At 73.5% G+C, this 16,014-nt stretch carries 17 protein-coding genes; 3 read left to right on the forward strand and 14 right to left on the reverse strand.

Annotated features, from left to right (window positions below):
* Positions 1–27 precede the first annotated feature (27 nt).
* Complete coding sequence (locus tag AB0I49_RS20005) at positions 28–612, forward strand: HAD-IIIA family hydrolase (RefSeq protein ID WP_363228329.1); 585 nt, start codon at positions 28–30, stop codon at positions 610–612.
* Between the two features lie 39 nt (positions 613–651).
* On the opposite strand, the gene AB0I49_RS20010 is transcribed toward AB0I49_RS20005, so the two are convergent.
* From AB0I49_RS20010 to AB0I49_RS20040, 7 genes are all read right to left on the reverse strand, one after another.
* A complete protein-coding gene (locus AB0I49_RS20010; RefSeq protein ID WP_363228330.1) occupies positions 652–1,230 on the reverse strand; it encodes a hypothetical protein in 579 nt (192 codons plus the stop codon).
* A gap of 98 nt (positions 1,231–1,328) precedes the next feature.
* On the reverse strand, positions 1,329–2,159 hold the full coding sequence (locus AB0I49_RS20015) for an alpha/beta fold hydrolase (RefSeq protein ID WP_363228331.1): 831 nt from the start codon (positions 2,157–2,159) through the stop codon (positions 1,329–1,331).
* Positions 2,160–2,299: 140 nt separating this feature from the next.
* Entirely contained in the window at positions 2,300–3,028 is a 729-nt protein-coding gene (locus tag AB0I49_RS20020; protein ID WP_363228332.1) for a TetR family transcriptional regulator, read from the reverse strand.
* Positions 3,012–3,707, reverse strand: a complete 696-nt coding sequence (locus AB0I49_RS20025) for a helix-turn-helix domain-containing protein (protein ID WP_363228333.1) — start codon at positions 3,705–3,707, stop codon at positions 3,012–3,014. The genes AB0I49_RS20020 and AB0I49_RS20025 overlap by 17 nt, the downstream gene beginning before the upstream one ends.
* 148 nt (positions 3,708–3,855) lie before the next feature.
* Positions 3,856–4,146 carry an acyl carrier protein gene (locus tag AB0I49_RS20030; protein WP_363129328.1) on the reverse strand — a complete coding sequence of 97 codons (291 nt, stop codon included), beginning with the start codon at positions 4,144–4,146 and terminating at the stop codon, positions 3,856–3,858.
* A gap of 82 nt (positions 4,147–4,228) precedes the next feature.
* Positions 4,229–5,104: a 4'-phosphopantetheinyl transferase superfamily protein gene (locus AB0I49_RS20035; protein ID WP_363228334.1), complete on the reverse strand. Its 876-nt coding sequence runs from the start codon at positions 5,102–5,104 to the stop codon at positions 4,229–4,231.
* A complete protein-coding gene (locus tag AB0I49_RS20040) occupies positions 5,101–6,435 on the reverse strand; it encodes a cation:proton antiporter (RefSeq protein WP_363228335.1) in 1,335 nt (444 codons plus the stop codon). The genes AB0I49_RS20035 and AB0I49_RS20040 overlap by 4 nt, the downstream gene beginning before the upstream one ends.
* A 457-nt stretch (positions 6,436–6,892) precedes the next feature.
* Between AB0I49_RS20040 and AB0I49_RS20045 the strand changes: the two genes are divergently transcribed.
* Together AB0I49_RS20045 and AB0I49_RS20050 are read left to right on the forward strand one after the other, a co-directional pair.
* Entirely contained in the window at positions 6,893–8,029 is a 1,137-nt protein-coding gene (locus tag AB0I49_RS20045) for an acyl-CoA dehydrogenase family protein (protein WP_363228336.1), read from the forward strand.
* Positions 8,029–9,606, forward strand: a complete 1,578-nt coding sequence (locus AB0I49_RS20050) for an AMP-binding protein (RefSeq protein ID WP_363228337.1) — start codon at positions 8,029–8,031, stop codon at positions 9,604–9,606. Before AB0I49_RS20045 ends, AB0I49_RS20050 begins: the two co-directional genes overlap by 1 nt.
* Positions 9,607–9,687: 81 nt before the next feature.
* Here AB0I49_RS20050 and AB0I49_RS20055 read toward each other — a convergent pair whose 3' ends face one another.
* The 7 genes from AB0I49_RS20055 to AB0I49_RS20085 all read right to left on the reverse strand — a co-directional run bounded on the left by AB0I49_RS20055 (position 9,688) and on the right by AB0I49_RS20085 (position 15,978).
* The gene (locus AB0I49_RS20055) at positions 9,688–10,410 is read right to left on the reverse strand and encodes a response regulator transcription factor (protein WP_363228338.1); all 723 of its coding nucleotides are present in this window, start codon (positions 10,408–10,410) and stop codon (positions 9,688–9,690) included.
* Between the two features lie 216 nt (positions 10,411–10,626).
* Positions 10,627–11,256, reverse strand: coding sequence for a TetR family transcriptional regulator (locus tag AB0I49_RS20060; RefSeq protein ID WP_363228339.1), 630 nt, complete (start codon positions 11,254–11,256; stop codon positions 10,627–10,629).
* A 159-nt stretch (positions 11,257–11,415) separates the two neighbouring features.
* Entirely contained in the window at positions 11,416–12,153 is a 738-nt protein-coding gene (locus AB0I49_RS20065) for an ABC transporter permease (RefSeq protein WP_363228340.1), read from the reverse strand.
* Positions 12,153–12,872, reverse strand: coding sequence for an ABC transporter ATP-binding protein (locus AB0I49_RS20070; protein WP_363228341.1), 720 nt, complete (start codon positions 12,870–12,872; stop codon positions 12,153–12,155). The genes AB0I49_RS20065 and AB0I49_RS20070 overlap by 1 nt, the downstream gene beginning before the upstream one ends.
* A gap of 89 nt (positions 12,873–12,961) precedes the next feature.
* Positions 12,962–14,230: a beta-ketoacyl-[acyl-carrier-protein] synthase family protein gene (locus tag AB0I49_RS20075; protein WP_363228342.1), complete on the reverse strand. Its 1,269-nt coding sequence runs from the start codon at positions 14,228–14,230 to the stop codon at positions 12,962–12,964.
* Positions 14,227–14,481, reverse strand: a complete 255-nt coding sequence (locus AB0I49_RS20080) for an acyl carrier protein (RefSeq protein ID WP_048832774.1) — start codon at positions 14,479–14,481, stop codon at positions 14,227–14,229. Before AB0I49_RS20080 ends, AB0I49_RS20075 begins: the two co-directional genes overlap by 4 nt.
* A gap of 63 nt (positions 14,482–14,544) precedes the next feature.
* Positions 14,545–15,978: an FAD-binding oxidoreductase gene (locus AB0I49_RS20085; protein WP_363228343.1), complete on the reverse strand. Its 1,434-nt coding sequence runs from the start codon at positions 15,976–15,978 to the stop codon at positions 14,545–14,547.
* Positions 15,979–16,014: the final 36 nt, after the last annotated feature.

The raw sequence follows: 16,014 nt of genomic DNA on the forward strand, positions 1-16,014 counted from the left end.
CGGGGTTCCGCGGCCGGGCCGAGTCCGGTGACGCGGGCCGAGAACGTACCGGAGCTGAAGGCCGTACTGCTGGACCGGGACGGCGTGCTCAACGTCAACCGGCCGGGGTATGTGCGGTCGGTCGAGGACTGGGAGTGGCTGCCCGGCGCCCGTGCCGGGTACGGACTGCTGGCCGCCGCCGGGCTGCCGCTCGCGGTGATCACCAATCAGAGCGCCGTCGGCCGCGGGCTCATGACCGTGGACGCCCTCGACGCCGTGCACGCCCGGATGGCCGCCGACCTCACCGCGGACGGCGCCGCTCCCCCGCGCGTCGTGTACTGCCCCCACACCCCGGAGGCCGACTGCGCGTGCCGCAAGCCGCGGCCCGGCATGGTGCTGCGCGCCCTCGGATTCACCGGCGCCGCCCCGCACGAGACGGTGCTCATCGGCGACCACGAATCGGACCTCCGGGCCGCCGCGGCGGCGAGCTGCCGGTCGCTGCATGTGCGCTCGGGCCGCGGCGCCCTGCCGCGACGACCGCCGCCCGGCTGCCTGGGCAGCGTCGCCGATCTCCGCGCCGCGGCCGCCCTGTTGGTCGGCTCGTCGGGTCCGTACGCCCTGCCGCGCGGCTGAGCCGGGGCGGGGCGGGCACATGGCCCGGGCGCGCCGCGCTCAGTGGCCGCCGCTGGGGGTTTCGCAGCCGGAGTGGTCGGGGTAGCCGCCGAAGGACTCCGCCTCGGCGGCGGCCGGGCTCACCCGGCCCTCCACGCAGAGCAGCGGGGTCTCGGAGACTTCGACGCGGAAGCCGGCGGCCTCGGGCCCGTCTTCGTACGAGCGCACGTTCGCGGCCGGGTAGCCGAGGCCGGTGAGCGCCGCCTGAACGCTCTTCTGGGCGAAGTCGCCCCGCTCGCGCAGCGGTTCGAGCGCGCCCTTGACGCGCTTGACGGCCGTGAGCCCGTCGCAGCGGCTCTGCCCGTAGAGCTGGAAGGGTTCCCTGAAGCCGTGGTTCTCCGCGTAGTGGTCGGCGGGCGGACCGTCGCGCTCCGGGGTGTCGGCGGTCGTCGGCGACGGTGAAGGGGTCCGGCTCTCGCCGGGGCAGGGGAAGTTCGTCGGCGTGCTCGGCTTCGCCACGGTCGGTGCGGGCGTGGCCGCGCCCGCACCCGCCTCGGCTCGCTCCGTTCCGCACCCCGCCGCGAGCACAGCCGCGATCGCCAACGGCAGCACCCTGAGTCCCGCTCTGCTCAGCTTCATGCACCAATTGTCCCCTGTGCCGTGGCCAGGGATGACACCGAGGGCGATCGAGGGGGGCCGAGGGGAGCGACTGAGTGGGCCGTCAGCCGCGCGCGGCGCTACGCCGCGAGCCCGCTCACGGTCTGTTCCAGCCAGGCCAGAAATGCCGGATGACCCGTCACCATGTGTCCCGCCGGGGCGGTTTGGACCTCGCAGCCGGCCGTGGTCTCCTCCGCCCATCTGCGCAGCCCGGCCGGGTCGGCCAGCGGGTCGCGGTCCCCGGCGAAGACGTGGACCGGGCAGTTCAGCACCGGGTGGCGGCCGCGCCGGTAGAGCTCGGCGATCCTGGCGTCGGCGCGCAGCACGGGCAGGAAGGGGTCGATCAGCTCCGGCTTGCCGACCAGGGCGGCCGGCACCCCGTCGAGCGTCCGCAACCGCTCGATCAGCCGCTCCTTCGGCAGCGCGTGCAGCGGGAGCGCCGGGTGCGGGACGCCGGGGCCGTTGCGCCCGGAGACCAGCAGGGCGGCCGGCTCGCCGGGGCCGTTGCGCAGGGCGTGGGCCAGTTCGTAGGCGAGGAGCGCGCCGAAGCTGTGCCCGTAGAGCAGGTACGGGCCGTCGTCGGCCTCGGCCCGTACGCGCGCGGCGAGGTCGGCGACGAGAGCGGGGAGTCGGGCGGGCGGCGGCTCGTCCCAGCGGGCGCCGCGGCCGGGCAGTTCGACGGGGTGCACGCGGACGTGTGCGCCGACGCGGCGCCGCCACGGGCGAAACCCCGCGGCGCTGCCGCCCGCGTGCGGCAGACAGAAGAGTTGCGGCCGGGCGGGCCGGCTCCGTACGCCCGCGGCGGAGCCGGCCGCCGTATCGAGCCCGGCTGCTCCCCCGTCGGTCACGAAGGCCATGGAAGTCACGGCGGACATGGCGGTCGTGGAGGTCGTGGCGGTCGTGGCGGTCATAGGGCCTCTTCCGGTGCGCGGTGGTGTCGGAGACGGAGTGGCGGTCCGGGCCCAGCGGGCGGGCCGGGCGTTCGCCGTACGCGACTGCTCGCCCGCCCTCCTTCTCGCCCCTCCGCCCGTCCATCCGTCCGCCCGCTCGCCTACTCGTCGTACTCGCCGTGCCCGGCGAGGAGGCGCTCGGCCACCGGGGCGAGGAGGGCGATCAGGCCGTCCAGGTCCGCGGAGGCGAGCGGTTCGACGGGCGTGATGTGGCGTACGACCATCAGGCCGATGAGCTGGGCGCCGATCATCACGGTGTGCGGGCAGGGGCCGCCGGCGTCCGGGGACACGCGGCGCACGACGTCGGCCAGGTAGCGCCCCGCCGCCTCGTGCGTCACGGAGCTGCGGATCAGGGCGAGCACGGCGCTGCGCCACTCCGGCGATTCCCACAGCGGCAGTTCGCGGCGGAGCAGTTCGGCCCCGCCGCGGGGGCGGCCGTCGGCGGCCGTGCCGGTGCCGTCCTGCCCGGGGCCGTCCCGCCCGGGGCCATCCCGCCGAGGGCCGCCCCATCCGGGGTCGTCCGATCCGGGGTCCTCCGATCCAGGGCCGTCCCGCCCCGATCCGTCCGGTCCGGGGCTGTCCCAGCCCGCCGTCAGCAGTTGGGCGGCCTCGCGCAGGGCGGCGGTGAGCACGCCCTCGCGCGAGCCGAAGTAGTAGTGGACGAGGCTGGTGTTGACGCCTGCCCGGTCGGCGACGCCGCGTACGGTGCTGCCGCCGTAGCCGTGCTCCGCGAGCTCCTCGCGGGCGGCCCGCAGGATGAGCACGCTGCTGGCGGTGGCGTGGGGGCCCGGCCGCCGGGGGCACTTGGCGGCCTCACCCCGGTACGGCACGGAGCCCTCCTTCGGCGGAGATGGCGGCCAGTACGGCGGCGAGCTGGGACTCCAGGCTGAACTCCTGGAGCCGGCAGTCCCCCGCGCCGCTCGCCATGGCCAGCCGCTCCAGAGCCCCGGACTCGCACAGCACCGCCAGCCCCAGCAGTTGGGCGGCGGCGACGGTGCGGCTGAGCTCGTCGTAGCCGGGCCGGTCGGGGCCGCGGGCCCCGTCGTCCGGCTGGTCGGCGCACTCCCCGCCGCACCCTCTGCCGCCGTCCGCGCCGGCGTCCGGTTCGAGGTCGCGCAGCAGGGTGGTGACGAAGGAGGCCAGCCGGTACCCGGTCGGGCCGTCGGTCATGGCGGAGGCGACGAGGGCGCGCCGGGCGAGGGGGTCGGTCCCCCACAGGGCGGTGAGCCGCTCGGTGAGCCAGGCCGCGTCCGAGCCGATGTCGGGGGTGGGCGCCTGGGCGCCGTCCGCCGGGCCGTCCGGTTCCCCCTGGGGCCGGGCGGGGCGGCGGCCGGGCTGGAGGGCCGTGTGCAGCAGGCGGCTCCGGGAGCCGAAGTAGTGGTGGAGCAGCCGGATGTCGACCTGTGCCCGCTTGGCCACGTTGCGGGTCGAGGTGCCGTTGTAGCCGTGGGCCGCCAGTTCTTCGCGCGCGGCGTCCAGGATCCGGTCTCTGGTCGGCCGACCGGTCATATGGCGCCCACCCCCTGGGAGATGTAATTCATCTGTCAGTGAGTTAATACAGTAGGTGATCCTTCGAGTCCGGGACACCCTCGGGACGAGGATGCGGTGACGGGGCCGACGAGTCTTGGCCAAAGCTCTCGGGCCCCGCCGCCGTGGGTCAGGAGCGGCCCGCGGGGTCGCCCTGGAGGGAGACCACCAGCCGGGATATCGCGTCGAGATTCTTGAAGTGCGCGCCGACTATCCGCTCCGGCGGAATGGAGATCCCGTATCGGTCGAGAATGAAGGAGATCAGTTCCGCGGTGGTGAGCGAAGTGAGAATCCCCCACTCCAGAAGCGGCGAACCGGGCTGGAGTCCGGTTTCCCCCTCGGGGAGGAAGCGCGCCTCCACATACCCCGTCAGCTCGGCGATGACCTCGTCGTACCCGTATGGGATGGTGCTCTCCGGCATGCGTATGACCTCCGGGATTCCGAACTTCGAGAAACGTGAGGGGCTGATTGCCACGCGGACCGCGATGCCCGCGTTCCTCACCCTAGCCAGCGTGCCCGGCCATCTCATCGGCTCCGTTGATGAATTCGGGAACCGTCCTTTCTGATGAGTTCCCGAATAACCCTGTGCGGCCGGCGGCACGGGCCTGCGCGTGATGGTCTGCGCGGCCGTCGGTGAGTTCTTCGGCGACGGCGGCGGCCAGTCCCCGCCCGAGCGGCACGTCGTGGACGAGAAAGCGCCCCGCGCCGGGCCCCTCGGCCCGGACGACCGCGCCGCCCGCCTCGGACGGCCGTACGTCCAGCCGCGCGAGGCCGCCCGCGAGGCCGGTGCCGACCGCTTTCAGCACGGCCTCCTTCCGCACCCAGCAGCGGTAGAAGCGACGCCTGCGGCGCACGGGGTCGGCGGTGGCGTTGACGTAGTCCCGCTCGTCCGGCGCGAGGCAGCTGTCGACGAGCCCCGCGAACGCGCTGAGTGGCCGGATCTGTTCGACGTCCGCGCCCACCCGCTGCCCCTCGGGGGCGACCGCCAGCAGCCAATCCGCCTCGCTGCGCGAATGGTTGAAGCGGAGCACGGTGTCCGGCGAGGCGACACGCGGGCGGCCGTGCCCGGCGTCGCCGCACCCCGGACAGGGCTCGCGCCCGAACCGGATCGCGCCGGGCGGGCAGTCCAGCAGCCCCGCCACGATCCGCCGGACGCGGGCGTGGGCGTGCACGTAATGACCGGTCTCGGCGGGGCGCGTGAAGCGGCGGGCGCGCCGCCGTTCCTCCGGCGAGAGGAGCGCCCAGTCCGCCGCCGAGGGCCGGACGGCAGTGCCGTGCCACAGCCGGAGCCCCCGCGGGTCGCGCGCGTACGTCGGTAACGGCTGCTGTTCCAGTGGCAGTTGGAGCGTCCGTACGGTCATCCGCCCCGCCCGCGTCACGGCCGGGCCTCCGCCGCCGGCGCGGGCAGCCCGCCGTCGCCTCCCGGCGGCGCGCCGTCCGATGCGGCCCGGTCGCCGGCTCCGCCGTCCGATGCCTCTTCGGGGACCGGGACCGAGGCCAGGACCGGGGCCGGGGGCCGGGTGACCCCCAGCCAGTGCAGCAGCGGACCGGCCATGGCCGTGGTGACCAGGGCCATGAGCACCATCATGGTGAACATCTCCTGGTCGATGACGCCCAGTTCGCGGCCGATGGAGAGGATGACGATCTCGGTGAGGCCGCGGGTGTTCATCAGCGTGCCGAACGCCCCGGCGTCCCGCCACGACATCCCCGACATCCGGGCGGGCAGCACGGTCCCCGCGTACTTGCCCGCCACGGCCACGAGCAGGATCAGCCCGAGGGAGGCCAGGCCGCCGAGGCCGAGCAGCCCCACGTCCACGGAGAGCCCGGTGACGATGAAGAAGACCGGCAGCAGCAGCGTCACGATCCCGCCGAGCGGCGCCGCCACCCTCCGGTGCAGCAGTTCCCGCGCCTCACGCGGCATGATCAGGCCGAAGGCGAACGCGCCGAAAATGGCGTGGATGCCGATCCAGGAGGTCGTCCAGGCGGACAGGAAGACTCCGGAGGCGATCAGGACCAGCAGGTTCGCTCCGGAGGCGGCGCGCGGCGACCGCGCGAGCAGCTGTCGCAGCAGCGGCCGTACGACGAGGACCATCGCCAGCGCGTACGCCGCCGTGAGCCCGACGACGGTGAGGAAGTGCCCCGGCCCGTCCGCCTCGGAGACCGCGACGACGAGCACCAGGACGCACCAGGCCAGTACGTCCCCGACCGCGGCGCAGGCCATCGCCATGGAGCCCACGCGGGTCCCGGTGAGCCCGCTGTCCGTGATGATGCGGGCCAGTACGGGGAAGGCGGTGATGGCGAAGGCCGTGCTCAGGAAGAGGACGAAGGCGGTGGTGCTCCGTCCGGCGCCCCCGGCGTAGCGGCCGGCGAGCAGGGCCGCCGCCCCGGCGCCGAGCACGAACGGCACGGCCATGGAGAGCCCGGCCATCGCGCCGACGGACCGGCCGCGGCCGCGCAGCCGGCCGAGGTCCATCTCCCAGCCGGCCAGGAACATGAACAGGAGCAGCCCGACCTGCGCGACCGCCGAGAGCATCGGGCGGGCGTCGGCGGGGAAGATCCGGCCGGGCAGGTCGCCGGGGAGCAGCCCGAGCAGGCTGGGCCCGAGCGCGATGCCGATGGCGATCTCGGCCACCACCGGCGGCTGCCGGACGCGCTTGCTCAGCCGGACGAACAACCGGCCCGCGAGCAGCACGATGGCCACATCGGCCATCGCGATCGCCTCTGTCGGAAGTCCTTCCGCCGCCATCTGTCCTCCAGCCCCCTCGGTGCGCCTTCGCGGCGCGTCCGGCCCACACACGAGGGTGGGAATTCTTCCGAGCCGCAACTGCCGCCGCCATCGGCCATGGGAGGGAAACCCGGCGCCCGGCGTTCAGCACCGTTGAGGGGACCGGGAGGAGGAGTCCCAGCAGAAGGGATGAATTACCGTCCGCCCGGCCGCGGTTCGGTCGGCCGCCGTGGCACGGTGATGGCAGGCGGGGCGTCGCACGGGGCCTTGCGCGGGTGGGGGTGGAGCGCGCGGGAGCACCGCGGGCGGACCGGTCCGGCGCCGGGAGCACATCCCGCCGCACCGTCGGACCGGCGCCCCGGACGCCCCGCCGCCACCCCCAACCGCCGCGCGGCGCACGCCCCGTGATGGCTCATCAAACGACCACGCTACGGGGAGTCCCATGGATTTCGGCTGGAGTGCTGATCAGGAAGAGCGGCATCGGCGGACGCTGGAGGCGGTTCGCGCGGCCTTCCCCGCCGGGCGGGCGCCGCGCGAGCCGTTCGCCCGTACGGACTGGGCGACGCTCGGGCGGCTGGGGCTGCTCGGTGCCTGTCTGCCCGACAAGTACGGCGGGCAGGGGCTGGGGGCGCTGGACACCGCGCGGCTGTACGAGGCGCTGGGCGAAGGGTGCGACGACACGGGACTGGTCTTCGCGGCGAGCGCGCACCTCTTCGCCTGCGCCGTGCCCCTCGACCGGTTCGGCTCGGACGACCTCAAGTCCCGCTGGCTGCCCGGCATGTGCTCCGGAGAGGTCGTCGCGGGCAACGCCATGACCGAGGACGAGGCGGGCTCCGACGTCTCCCGGCTCCGGATGACGGCCGTGCCGGTGGACGGCGGCTATGTGCTCAACGGCCGCAAGAGCTTCGTCAGCAACGGCCCGGCCGCCGAGGTCTTCGTCACCTACGCGACGACCGACCCGGAGGCCGGCCACCTCGGGCAGACGGCCTTCGCGGTCGCCGCAGACACGCCGGGCGTACGGGCGGGCGCGCCGTTCGACAAGATGGGGCTGCGCTCCACCCCGGCGTCCGCGGTGGCCTTCACCGACTGCTTCGTACCCGCCGCCGCCGTGCTGGGCGCGCCGGGCATGGGGGCGACGGTCTTCCAGCACTCGATGGGGTGGGAGCGGGCCTGCCTCTTCGCCGGCTATGTGGGGATGATGGCGCGGCTGGTGGAGCGGGCGTCCGAACACGCCCGCTCGCGCCGCCAGTTCGGCCGTCCGCTGACCGGCTTCCAGGCGGTGTCGCACCGGATCGTCGACATGGCGATGCGGTTGGAGAGCGCGCGGCTGCTGCTCTACCGTGCGTGCTGGGAGATGGACCGGGGGCGGCCCGCCCGGCTGGCCGTGGCGCTGTCCAAGCTCGCCGCGTCCGAGGGCGCGGTCGCCAACGCCCTGGACGCGGTACGGGTCTTCGGCGGGCGCGGCTACCTCACGGAGTGCGGCGTGGAGGCGGAGCTGCGCGACGCGGTGCCGGGCCTCCTCTTCTCCGGCACGTCGGAGATCCAAAAGGAGCTGGCCGCGAAGGAGTTGGGACTGTGATGCTGCATCAGCTGGTCATCGACGCGGCCCGGCGCGATCCGGGGGCGCTCGCGGTGCACGGACCCGACGGGCGGCTGACGTACGGGGAACTGGACGCGCTCGCCGACCGCTGCGCCGCCGCGCTCGCCGCGCGGGGGGTGCGGCCCGGCGACCGGGTGGTGCTGTGGGCGGGCAAGAGCACGCGGGCCGTGGCACTGACGCAGGGGTGCCTGCGGCTCGGCGCGGTGTACGTACCGGTGGCCGACTCCAATCCGCCGTCCCGCGCGGCCCTGATCAGCCGGGGCTGCGGCGCGGCGCTGACCGTGACGGACGCGGAGGGCGCGCAGCGGGCCGCGGGCCCGGTGCCGGAGGAGGGGACGGACGGTGCGGTGCGGGCCGCGGGCTCGGCGTCGGAGGAGGCCGCGGGCGCCCCGTGGGAGGCGGGTGCGCTGGTGACCTTCGAGGCGCTGCTGACGCCCGCGAACGGTGCGGCCCCTGCGGCGACGGCGGGCGGGCCCGCCGCGGAGGGGCGGGGCGAGCCCGCGGCCGACCGCTCCCCCGACGATCTCGCCTACATCCTCTACACCTCCGGGTCCACCGGCGAGCCGAAGGGCGTGTGCCTCAGCCACCGCAACGCTCTCGCGTTCGTGACCTGGGCGTCCGAGCTGCTGGAGCTGGGGCCGTCCGACCGGCTCGCCAACCACGCCCCGTTCAACTTCGACCTGTCGGTCTTCGATCTCTACGCCGCGTTCCACGCGGGCGCCTCGGTCCACCTGATCTCCAGTGAGCTCGCCTACGCGCCGGAGCAGTTGGTGCGCTTCCTGCGCCGCAACGAGCTGACGGTCTGGTACTCGGTGCCGTCGGCGCTGTCGCTGATGATGACCAAGGGCGGGCTCTTCGAGGAGGCCCCGCCGCCCGCGCTGCGGGTCTGCGTCTTCGCGGGCGAGCCGTTCCCGCTTCCCCAGGTGCGGGAGCTGCGGGACCGCTGGCCGACGGTGCGGATGTTCAACTGGTACGGGCCCACGGAGACCAATGTCTGCACGTCGTACGAGGTGGGGGCGGACGTGGCGGAGCGTTCGGCGGCCCTGCCGATCGGGACGGCGTGCTCGGGCGACTCGCTGACGCTGGTGCCGCGGGAGGGGGACGGCGAGTACGAACTCCTGGTCTCCGGGCCGTCGGTGATGCTCGGTTACTGGGGCCGGGAGCCGCACTCCGGCCCGTACGCGACCGGCGACATCGTGCGGGTCGGCGACGGCGGGAATCTTGAGTTCGCCGGCCGCCGCGACCACCTGGTGAAGGTGCGCGGCCAGCGGGTGGAGCTGGGCGAGGTGGAGAGCGTGCTCGGCGCGCATCCGGGGGTGGCGGACGCGGCGGTGGTCGTCGTCGGGTCGGGACTGGAGGCGGCGCTCCACGCGGTGGTCACCAAGCGGGAACCGGACGCGCGGGTGTCGCTGCTCGGGCTCAAGGAGTTCTCGGCGCGGCGGCTGCCCTCCTACATGATCGTGGACGCGCTGCACGTGGTCGACGAGCTGCCCCGTACCGGAAACGGAAAGAAAGACCGCATGCGAATGGCCCGGGACATCGCCCCGGGCCAGTGATTTTCCGGAGGGTTTCCCGGGAAATCCAGGAAATTCCGGGGTGTCAGCGGGAGCACGTCGCGGAAATTCGCGCTCCCGCTTTCATCCCACCGGCGCCACCGGCAGTCCGGCGGCCAATCCGGCCGTGCGCACCATGCCGATCTCGTATGCGTAGATCACGGCATGGACGCGGTTGCGCAGGTCCAGCTTGTCGAGCATGCGCTGGACGTGGGACTTGACCGTGCTCTCGCTGACGAAGAGCACGTCGGCGATCTCCGCGTTGCTACAGCCGCGAGCGATGAGCCGGAGCACATCCACCTCACGGCGCGTCAGCCGCCCCAGCCGCTCACGGCCGGGCCCCTTCTCCTTCTCCTCCCCGTCGACCGGGGCCGACCAGTCGACGAGCCGTCGGCCACGGCAGGGGAAGAGCAGCGAATACCCTGCCGCGACCAGCCGGACCGCGGCCACGATCTCGGCCGGGGAGGAGCGGTTGAGCAGCAGCCCGCGCGCCCCGGCCCGCAGCAGCCGCTGCACCTGGTCGTCGAACTCGCCCACCAGCACCAGGGCCGGCGCGCTCGGGACGGCCGCCCCGAGGAACCGGATCACCTCGGCCGTGTCCAGCGAATTCGTCTCGGAGTCTATGACGACCACATCGGGCCGCAGACCGTCCACACTGTTCTTGATCTGCGACATGTCCCCGGCATCTCCGGAAACCTCCAGATCCGGCTTGCCTTCGAAGAGCATGCGGTAGCCGGCCCGAATAACCGTTCTATCACTGATGACTAATATGCGCATGCAGTAAAGCACCCCCGTACTGCGCCTCATCGCTTAGTCAAGATAACATGGCGAGGGGGCGAAGGGAACCTTTCGTCACAGGATGAGTTACCGTGCCACGGGGGCCGGGAATTATACTGACTCGTAATATTGAGCCGGATATTCCGCCGGGAATGATCAATACCGGAGGGCGCTCCCGGATACGGTCCCAGGGGTCCGGGGGCTGGGGTCCAGAGGTCCGGGAGTTCAGGGGGCCAGGGGCGGATTTCAGACGGCTTCGCGGCCCTCCGCGCCCAGCGCGCCCACCATGTGCCGGCGGATATTGGGCGCGACGGCCGCCACCACGACCTCCCGCGAGGCGTCCGCCAGCGGCTGGATGCGCAGCACGTACCGGGCCATCGCGAGGCCGAACAGCTGGCTCGACACCAGCGAGGCGCGCAGCGGCAGTTCCGCCGGGTCGACGGCCGACCCGAGGCGGCGCACCACCCGGCGGGCGATCTGGGTGGTGAAGAACTCGCGCAGCAGCAGCGCCTGCCACTGGTGCGCGACCGCGCCCCGCAGCAGCCCGAGGAAGGCGGGGCCGCTCACCGGCCCCTCGCATACGCCGAGGAAGGCGCGCACCACGTTCTCGGGGGCGGCCTCGATGCCGTCGGCGAAGATCTCCTCCATCACGGCGGCGGGTTCGATGGGCGCCTTGACGACCTCCATGAAGAGGTCCTCCTTGTTGCCGAAGTAGTGGTGGACGAGGGCCGGGTCGACGCCGGCGCTCGCCGCGATGTGGCGGATCGACGAGCCGTCGTAGCCGCGCTCGGCGAAGATCTCACGCGCGGCGGCCAGTATCGCCCCGCGCGTGTCCGGCTTGCCGGGCCGTCGGCCGCTGCGTCCCCGCACGAGCACCCCCGCTTTCCCCGAATCTTCTGAGCAGTTCTCAACTCTCTTACGGTCAACAAGATGTGACGGTGAGGCAGCAAGGCAGACGCCGCTGCCGCGAGCGGTGCCGCCCCGCCCGAACGCCGGGCCGGGGCGGCACCGCTCGCCGTCCTGGGCGGCGGACGCCTATGCCGTGCGGCGCCTCAGGGTGCTCGCGGCCAGTACCAGGGCCAGGATCACGCACCCCATCACCACGCCGTAGCCGCGCCACAGCGCCCCCGTGGCGCTGATGTGCTTGCCCACCTCTTGCAGTGCCTCGACGCCGTGGGCGAGCGGCATGGCCGCGCTGACGCCCTCCAGCCAGCCCGCCATCTCGGGGCGCGGGACGAAGAGGCCGGACAGCAGGATCTGCGGCAGCACCACGATCGGCAGGAACTGCACCGCCTGGAACTCGGTGCGGGCGAACGCGCTGCACAGCAGGCCCAGGCCGACGCCGAGCAGGGCGTTGCCGACCGCGATCAGCACCACGAGCGCGCCGTTGCCCGCCGTGTCGAGGTCGAGCAGCCAGTACGCGACCGTGGTCGCCACGGTGGCCTGGACGGTGGCGGCCAGGCCGAAGGCGAGCCCGTAGGCGAAGAGCAGGTCGAGCTTGCCGAGCGGGGTGGTGAAGAGCCGCTCCAGCGTGCCCGAGGTGCGTTCCCGCAGCATGGCGATGCTGGTGACCAGGAACATCAGCAGGAAGGGGAAGACGCCGAGCATGATCAGCAGGACCCGGTCGAGGGCCGCGCCGTTCTTCTCGAACATGAAGTAGATGAGTGTGAGCAGCAGCAGCGGCGCGCCGATCAGCAGGCCGACGGAGCGCCGGTCGTGCCGGAGCTGCCCCAGGACGCGCGCCGTGGTGCTCAGGGTCAGTCGCAGCGACATCACGCCACCTCCGCCTTCTCCTGGACGAGGGTGAGGAACGCCCGGTCCAGATCGTCCGTGCCGGCCTTCTTCTTGACGGCGTCGGGGGTGTCGTCGGCGACGACGGCCCCCTCCCGGATGAGGATCAGCCGGTCGCAGCGGTTGGCCTCGTCCATGACGTGGCTGGAGACGACCAATGTGGTGCCGTTGGCGGCGAGTTGGTGGAAGTGGGTCCACAGCTCCTCGCGGAGCACGGGGTCGAGGCCGACCGTGGGCTCGTCCAGGATGAGCAGTTCGGGGCGGGCGACCAGGGCGCAGGCGAGCGAGGCCCGGTTGTGCTGGCCGCCGGAGAGGGTGCGGACGATCTGGCCGGCCTGCTCCTGGAGCCCCACCTCTTCGATCGTCTCGTCGGCCTCGGCCGGGCCGAGGCCGTAGAAGCGGGCGAAGTAGCGGACGTTCTCACGGACCGTCATATCGGTGTAGACGCTCGGCGACTGGGTGAAGTAGCCGACCTTGCGGCGCAGCGACGGCGTGCCCGCCGCCTCGCCGAGCACGGTGACCCGCCCCGACTTCACCCGCTGCACGCCCACGATCGAGCGCATCAGGGTGGTCTTTCCGCTGCCGCTCGGCCCGAGCAGCCCGGTGATCCCGCCGTGCGGGACGCGCGCGCAGAGGCCGTGCAGCACTTCTTTCCCACCGCGGGTCACCACGAGGTCCTGGACATCGATCGCGGTCTTCATGTGATCTCTCCTCGCAGGAAAACTCACCCAACGTTGAATTCAACAGTAGGTGAAAAAGTTCCGGGTGGGAAGTCCACGCGCACACACCGTCACCGCCTGCGGCGCAGCAGCAGCGAGACGTTCTGGCCGCCGAAGGCGAACGAATTGCTGAGCGCCGCGAGCGCTCCCCCGGCGAGCGCTCCCGGCCCGCCCGTGACCACCGCGCGCACCACGTCCTCCGCGACGGCGGGGTCGGGCTCGTCCAGGTTGACGGTCGGCGGAGCCATGCCGTGATGGAGCGTCAGCGCGGTGATCACCGCCTCCAACGCGCCCCCGGCGCCCAGCAGATGGCCCGTCAGGGACTTCGTCGCGGTCACCGAAGCGCCGCCGAGGGACGGCCCCAGCACCTCGCACAGCGCTGCCGCCTCCACCGCGTCCCCCATCGGCGTGCCGGTCGCGTGCGCGTTGACATGGGCGACCTCGCCGGGCTCCGCGCCCGCGTCGGCGAGCGCGCGGCGCATCGCGCGCACCGCGCCCGCGCCCGAGGGGTCGGGGTTGGCGATGTGGTACGCGTCCGCGGAGCGGCCCGCGCCGGCCAGCTCCGCGTAACCGCGCGCGCCGCGCCGGGCCGCGTGCCCGGCGGACTCCAGCACCATGACGGCCGCGCCCTCGCCCAGCACGAAGCCGTCGCGCCCCGCGTCGAAGGGGCGACAGGCGCCCTCGGGGTCGTCGTTGCGCCGGGAGAGCGCGCGCATCGCCGCGAACCCCGCCACGATCACCGGGTGGATCATCGCGTCCGCGCCGCCCGCCAGCACCACGTCCGCCTGCCCGGACCGGATCAGCTCGCGCCCCCGCGCCAGCGCGTCCGCGCCCGACGCGCAGGCGGCGGCGGGCGCGTGCAGTTCGGCGGCGGCGCCGAACTCCAGGGCGATCCAGGCGGCGGGCCCGTTCGCCATGTACATCGGCAGGGTGAGCGGGGAGACCCGCTGCCAGCCGCGCTCCCGCAGCACGTCGTACTGGCCCAGCAGGTCGCCCACCCCTCCCCCGCCCGAGGCGACCGCCACCGCGAACCGCTCGGGCGGCGGGTCCGGCGTCCCCGCGTCCGCCCACGCCTCGCGGGCGGCCAGCAGGGCGAGTTGCTGTACGCGCGAGAGCCGGCGCGTCTCATGGACCGCCAGCCGCTCGGCCGGCTCCACGGCGGCCGGCGCGGCGATCCGCACCGGCAGCCCCTCCGCCCACGCGGCCTCGACGCGGCGCACCCCGCCGACGCCCGCGAGGAGGCCCTTCCACATCGCCGGGGCGTCCCCGCCGACCGGGCCGGCCGCCCCGAGCCCGGTGACGATCACCTCGCGGTCGTCGGCGGGGCGGCCGCCGGTCATGCCGTGATCCCCGCGCCCCGGATGTAGGCGACCAGGTCGCCCACGGTGCGCAGCCCCCGCATGTCCTCGTCCGGCACCTCGACGCCGAAGCGGTCCTGGGTCGTCATGCCGATCTCGTAGATGGACAGCGAGTCGACGTCCAGGTCGTCGACGAAGGACTTGTCCGGGGTGCTGCGCGCGGGCGCGATCCCGCAGATGTCGTGCAGCATCTCCGCGACGCCGGCCAGGATCTCCTGCTCGGTGTGTGCCATGGTGTGCGACCTCCTCGGTCGGCTGATGTGATGTTCCGTCAGTTATGCGGTGATGCGGACGCGTTACACGTTCTGGCGCTCCGTCAGCCCGGCGGCACGCATCCGCGCGGCCACCGCGTCCGGGATGCCGTGCCGGGCGATGTCCGCCTCGGTGAGCGAGAGCGGGATGCTGTGCGGGTGGTGGAAGACGTCGCCGGGGTCGTAGCGGCGCTTGACCTCCATCAGCCGCGGCAGGTTCTCCTCGTAGTAGGCCCAGAGCCAGTTCTCCAGGGCCAGGTCGATGGTGTTGACGTACGCGGCGCCGGTGGTGTGCGGGGCCATCGCGTGGCGCAGCGCCTTGACCCAGGCGAGGTTCCTCCCGTCGTCCTCGGGCAGGTCCCAGTCGGTGCGGTACTCGAAGGCCATCAGCCCCGTGCGGTGCACGAACGCCGTGTCGGTGCGCGCGGGGCGCGCGATGGCCCCGCCCATGCCGTAGACGGCGACCTCCGCGCGGTGGCTCGGCGGGGCGGTGAGGAATTCCTGGAGGGTGGCGATCGCCGCGTCGTCCAGCGGCCGGGCGATGATGGCCGAACTGCCCTGCGCCCGCACCTGGTCGGCCGCCGCCGCCTCGCCCTGGAGCGCCTCGACGGTGTCGACGGCCTGGATGAACGGCATCGGCTCCACGACCTGGTCCTGCGGGCGCACGGCGGCCACGAGCGGCCGCATCAGCTCCGCGAACTCCGCGGCCGGCCCGTCGTACACGCCGAAGGCCGCCACCATGTCCTGCTCGCGCGGGAAGAGCGAGAGGAAGGTGTTGACCCGGTCGTCCGTGGACGCGAGCCAGCCCTGCCACGCCCGTACCGCCGGGGCGAACTGCTCCCAGCTCCAGCTGAACGTGAAGAGGGTGACCTCGTCGACCGGGGTGGTCCGCAGCGTGTACGAGGTGGCGATGCCGTAGCTGCCGCCTCCCCCGCCCCGGCAGGCCCAGAACAGGTCGGGGTGCTCGTTCTCGTCCACGGTGAGCACCCGGCCCTCGGCGTCGATGAGTTCGAGGGCGGCGAGGTGGTCGACCAGGGCGCCGCGGGAGCGGGACAGGACGCCCATGCCGCCGCCCAGCACATGGCCGCCGATGCCGATCCGCGGGCAGGTGCCGGCCGGTATCGTCACACCGTACCGCCACAACTCCCGGTATATGTCGCCGAGTCGGGCGCCGCCGCCGACGGTCACCAGCGAGCGGTCCTCGCTGAGGGCGATGGAGTCGAGGCCGCCCAGGTCGATGACGGTCCCGTCCTCGACGCTGCTCAGCCCGGCCATGGAGTGGCCGCCCGAGCGGACCCGGAACGGCACGCCGCGCTCCCGCACGCCGCGCAGCGCGTCCGCCGCCTCCTCGGTGCTGTGACACACCATCACCTCGCGGGGCCGGGAGGCGAAGCACGCGTTCCAGGTGCGGCTCGCGTCCTCGAATCCGGGGTCCCCCGGGGCGAGGACCGTACCGGCGAAACGTGCGGGGGTTGCCATGCGTGCTCCTTGAGGCGGTCGGGACGGGGCGGTACG

The sequence above is a fragment of the Streptomyces sp. NPDC050617 genome, assembly GCF_040654795.1.
GTDB lineage: Bacteria > Actinomycetota > Actinomycetes > Streptomycetales > Streptomycetaceae > Streptomyces.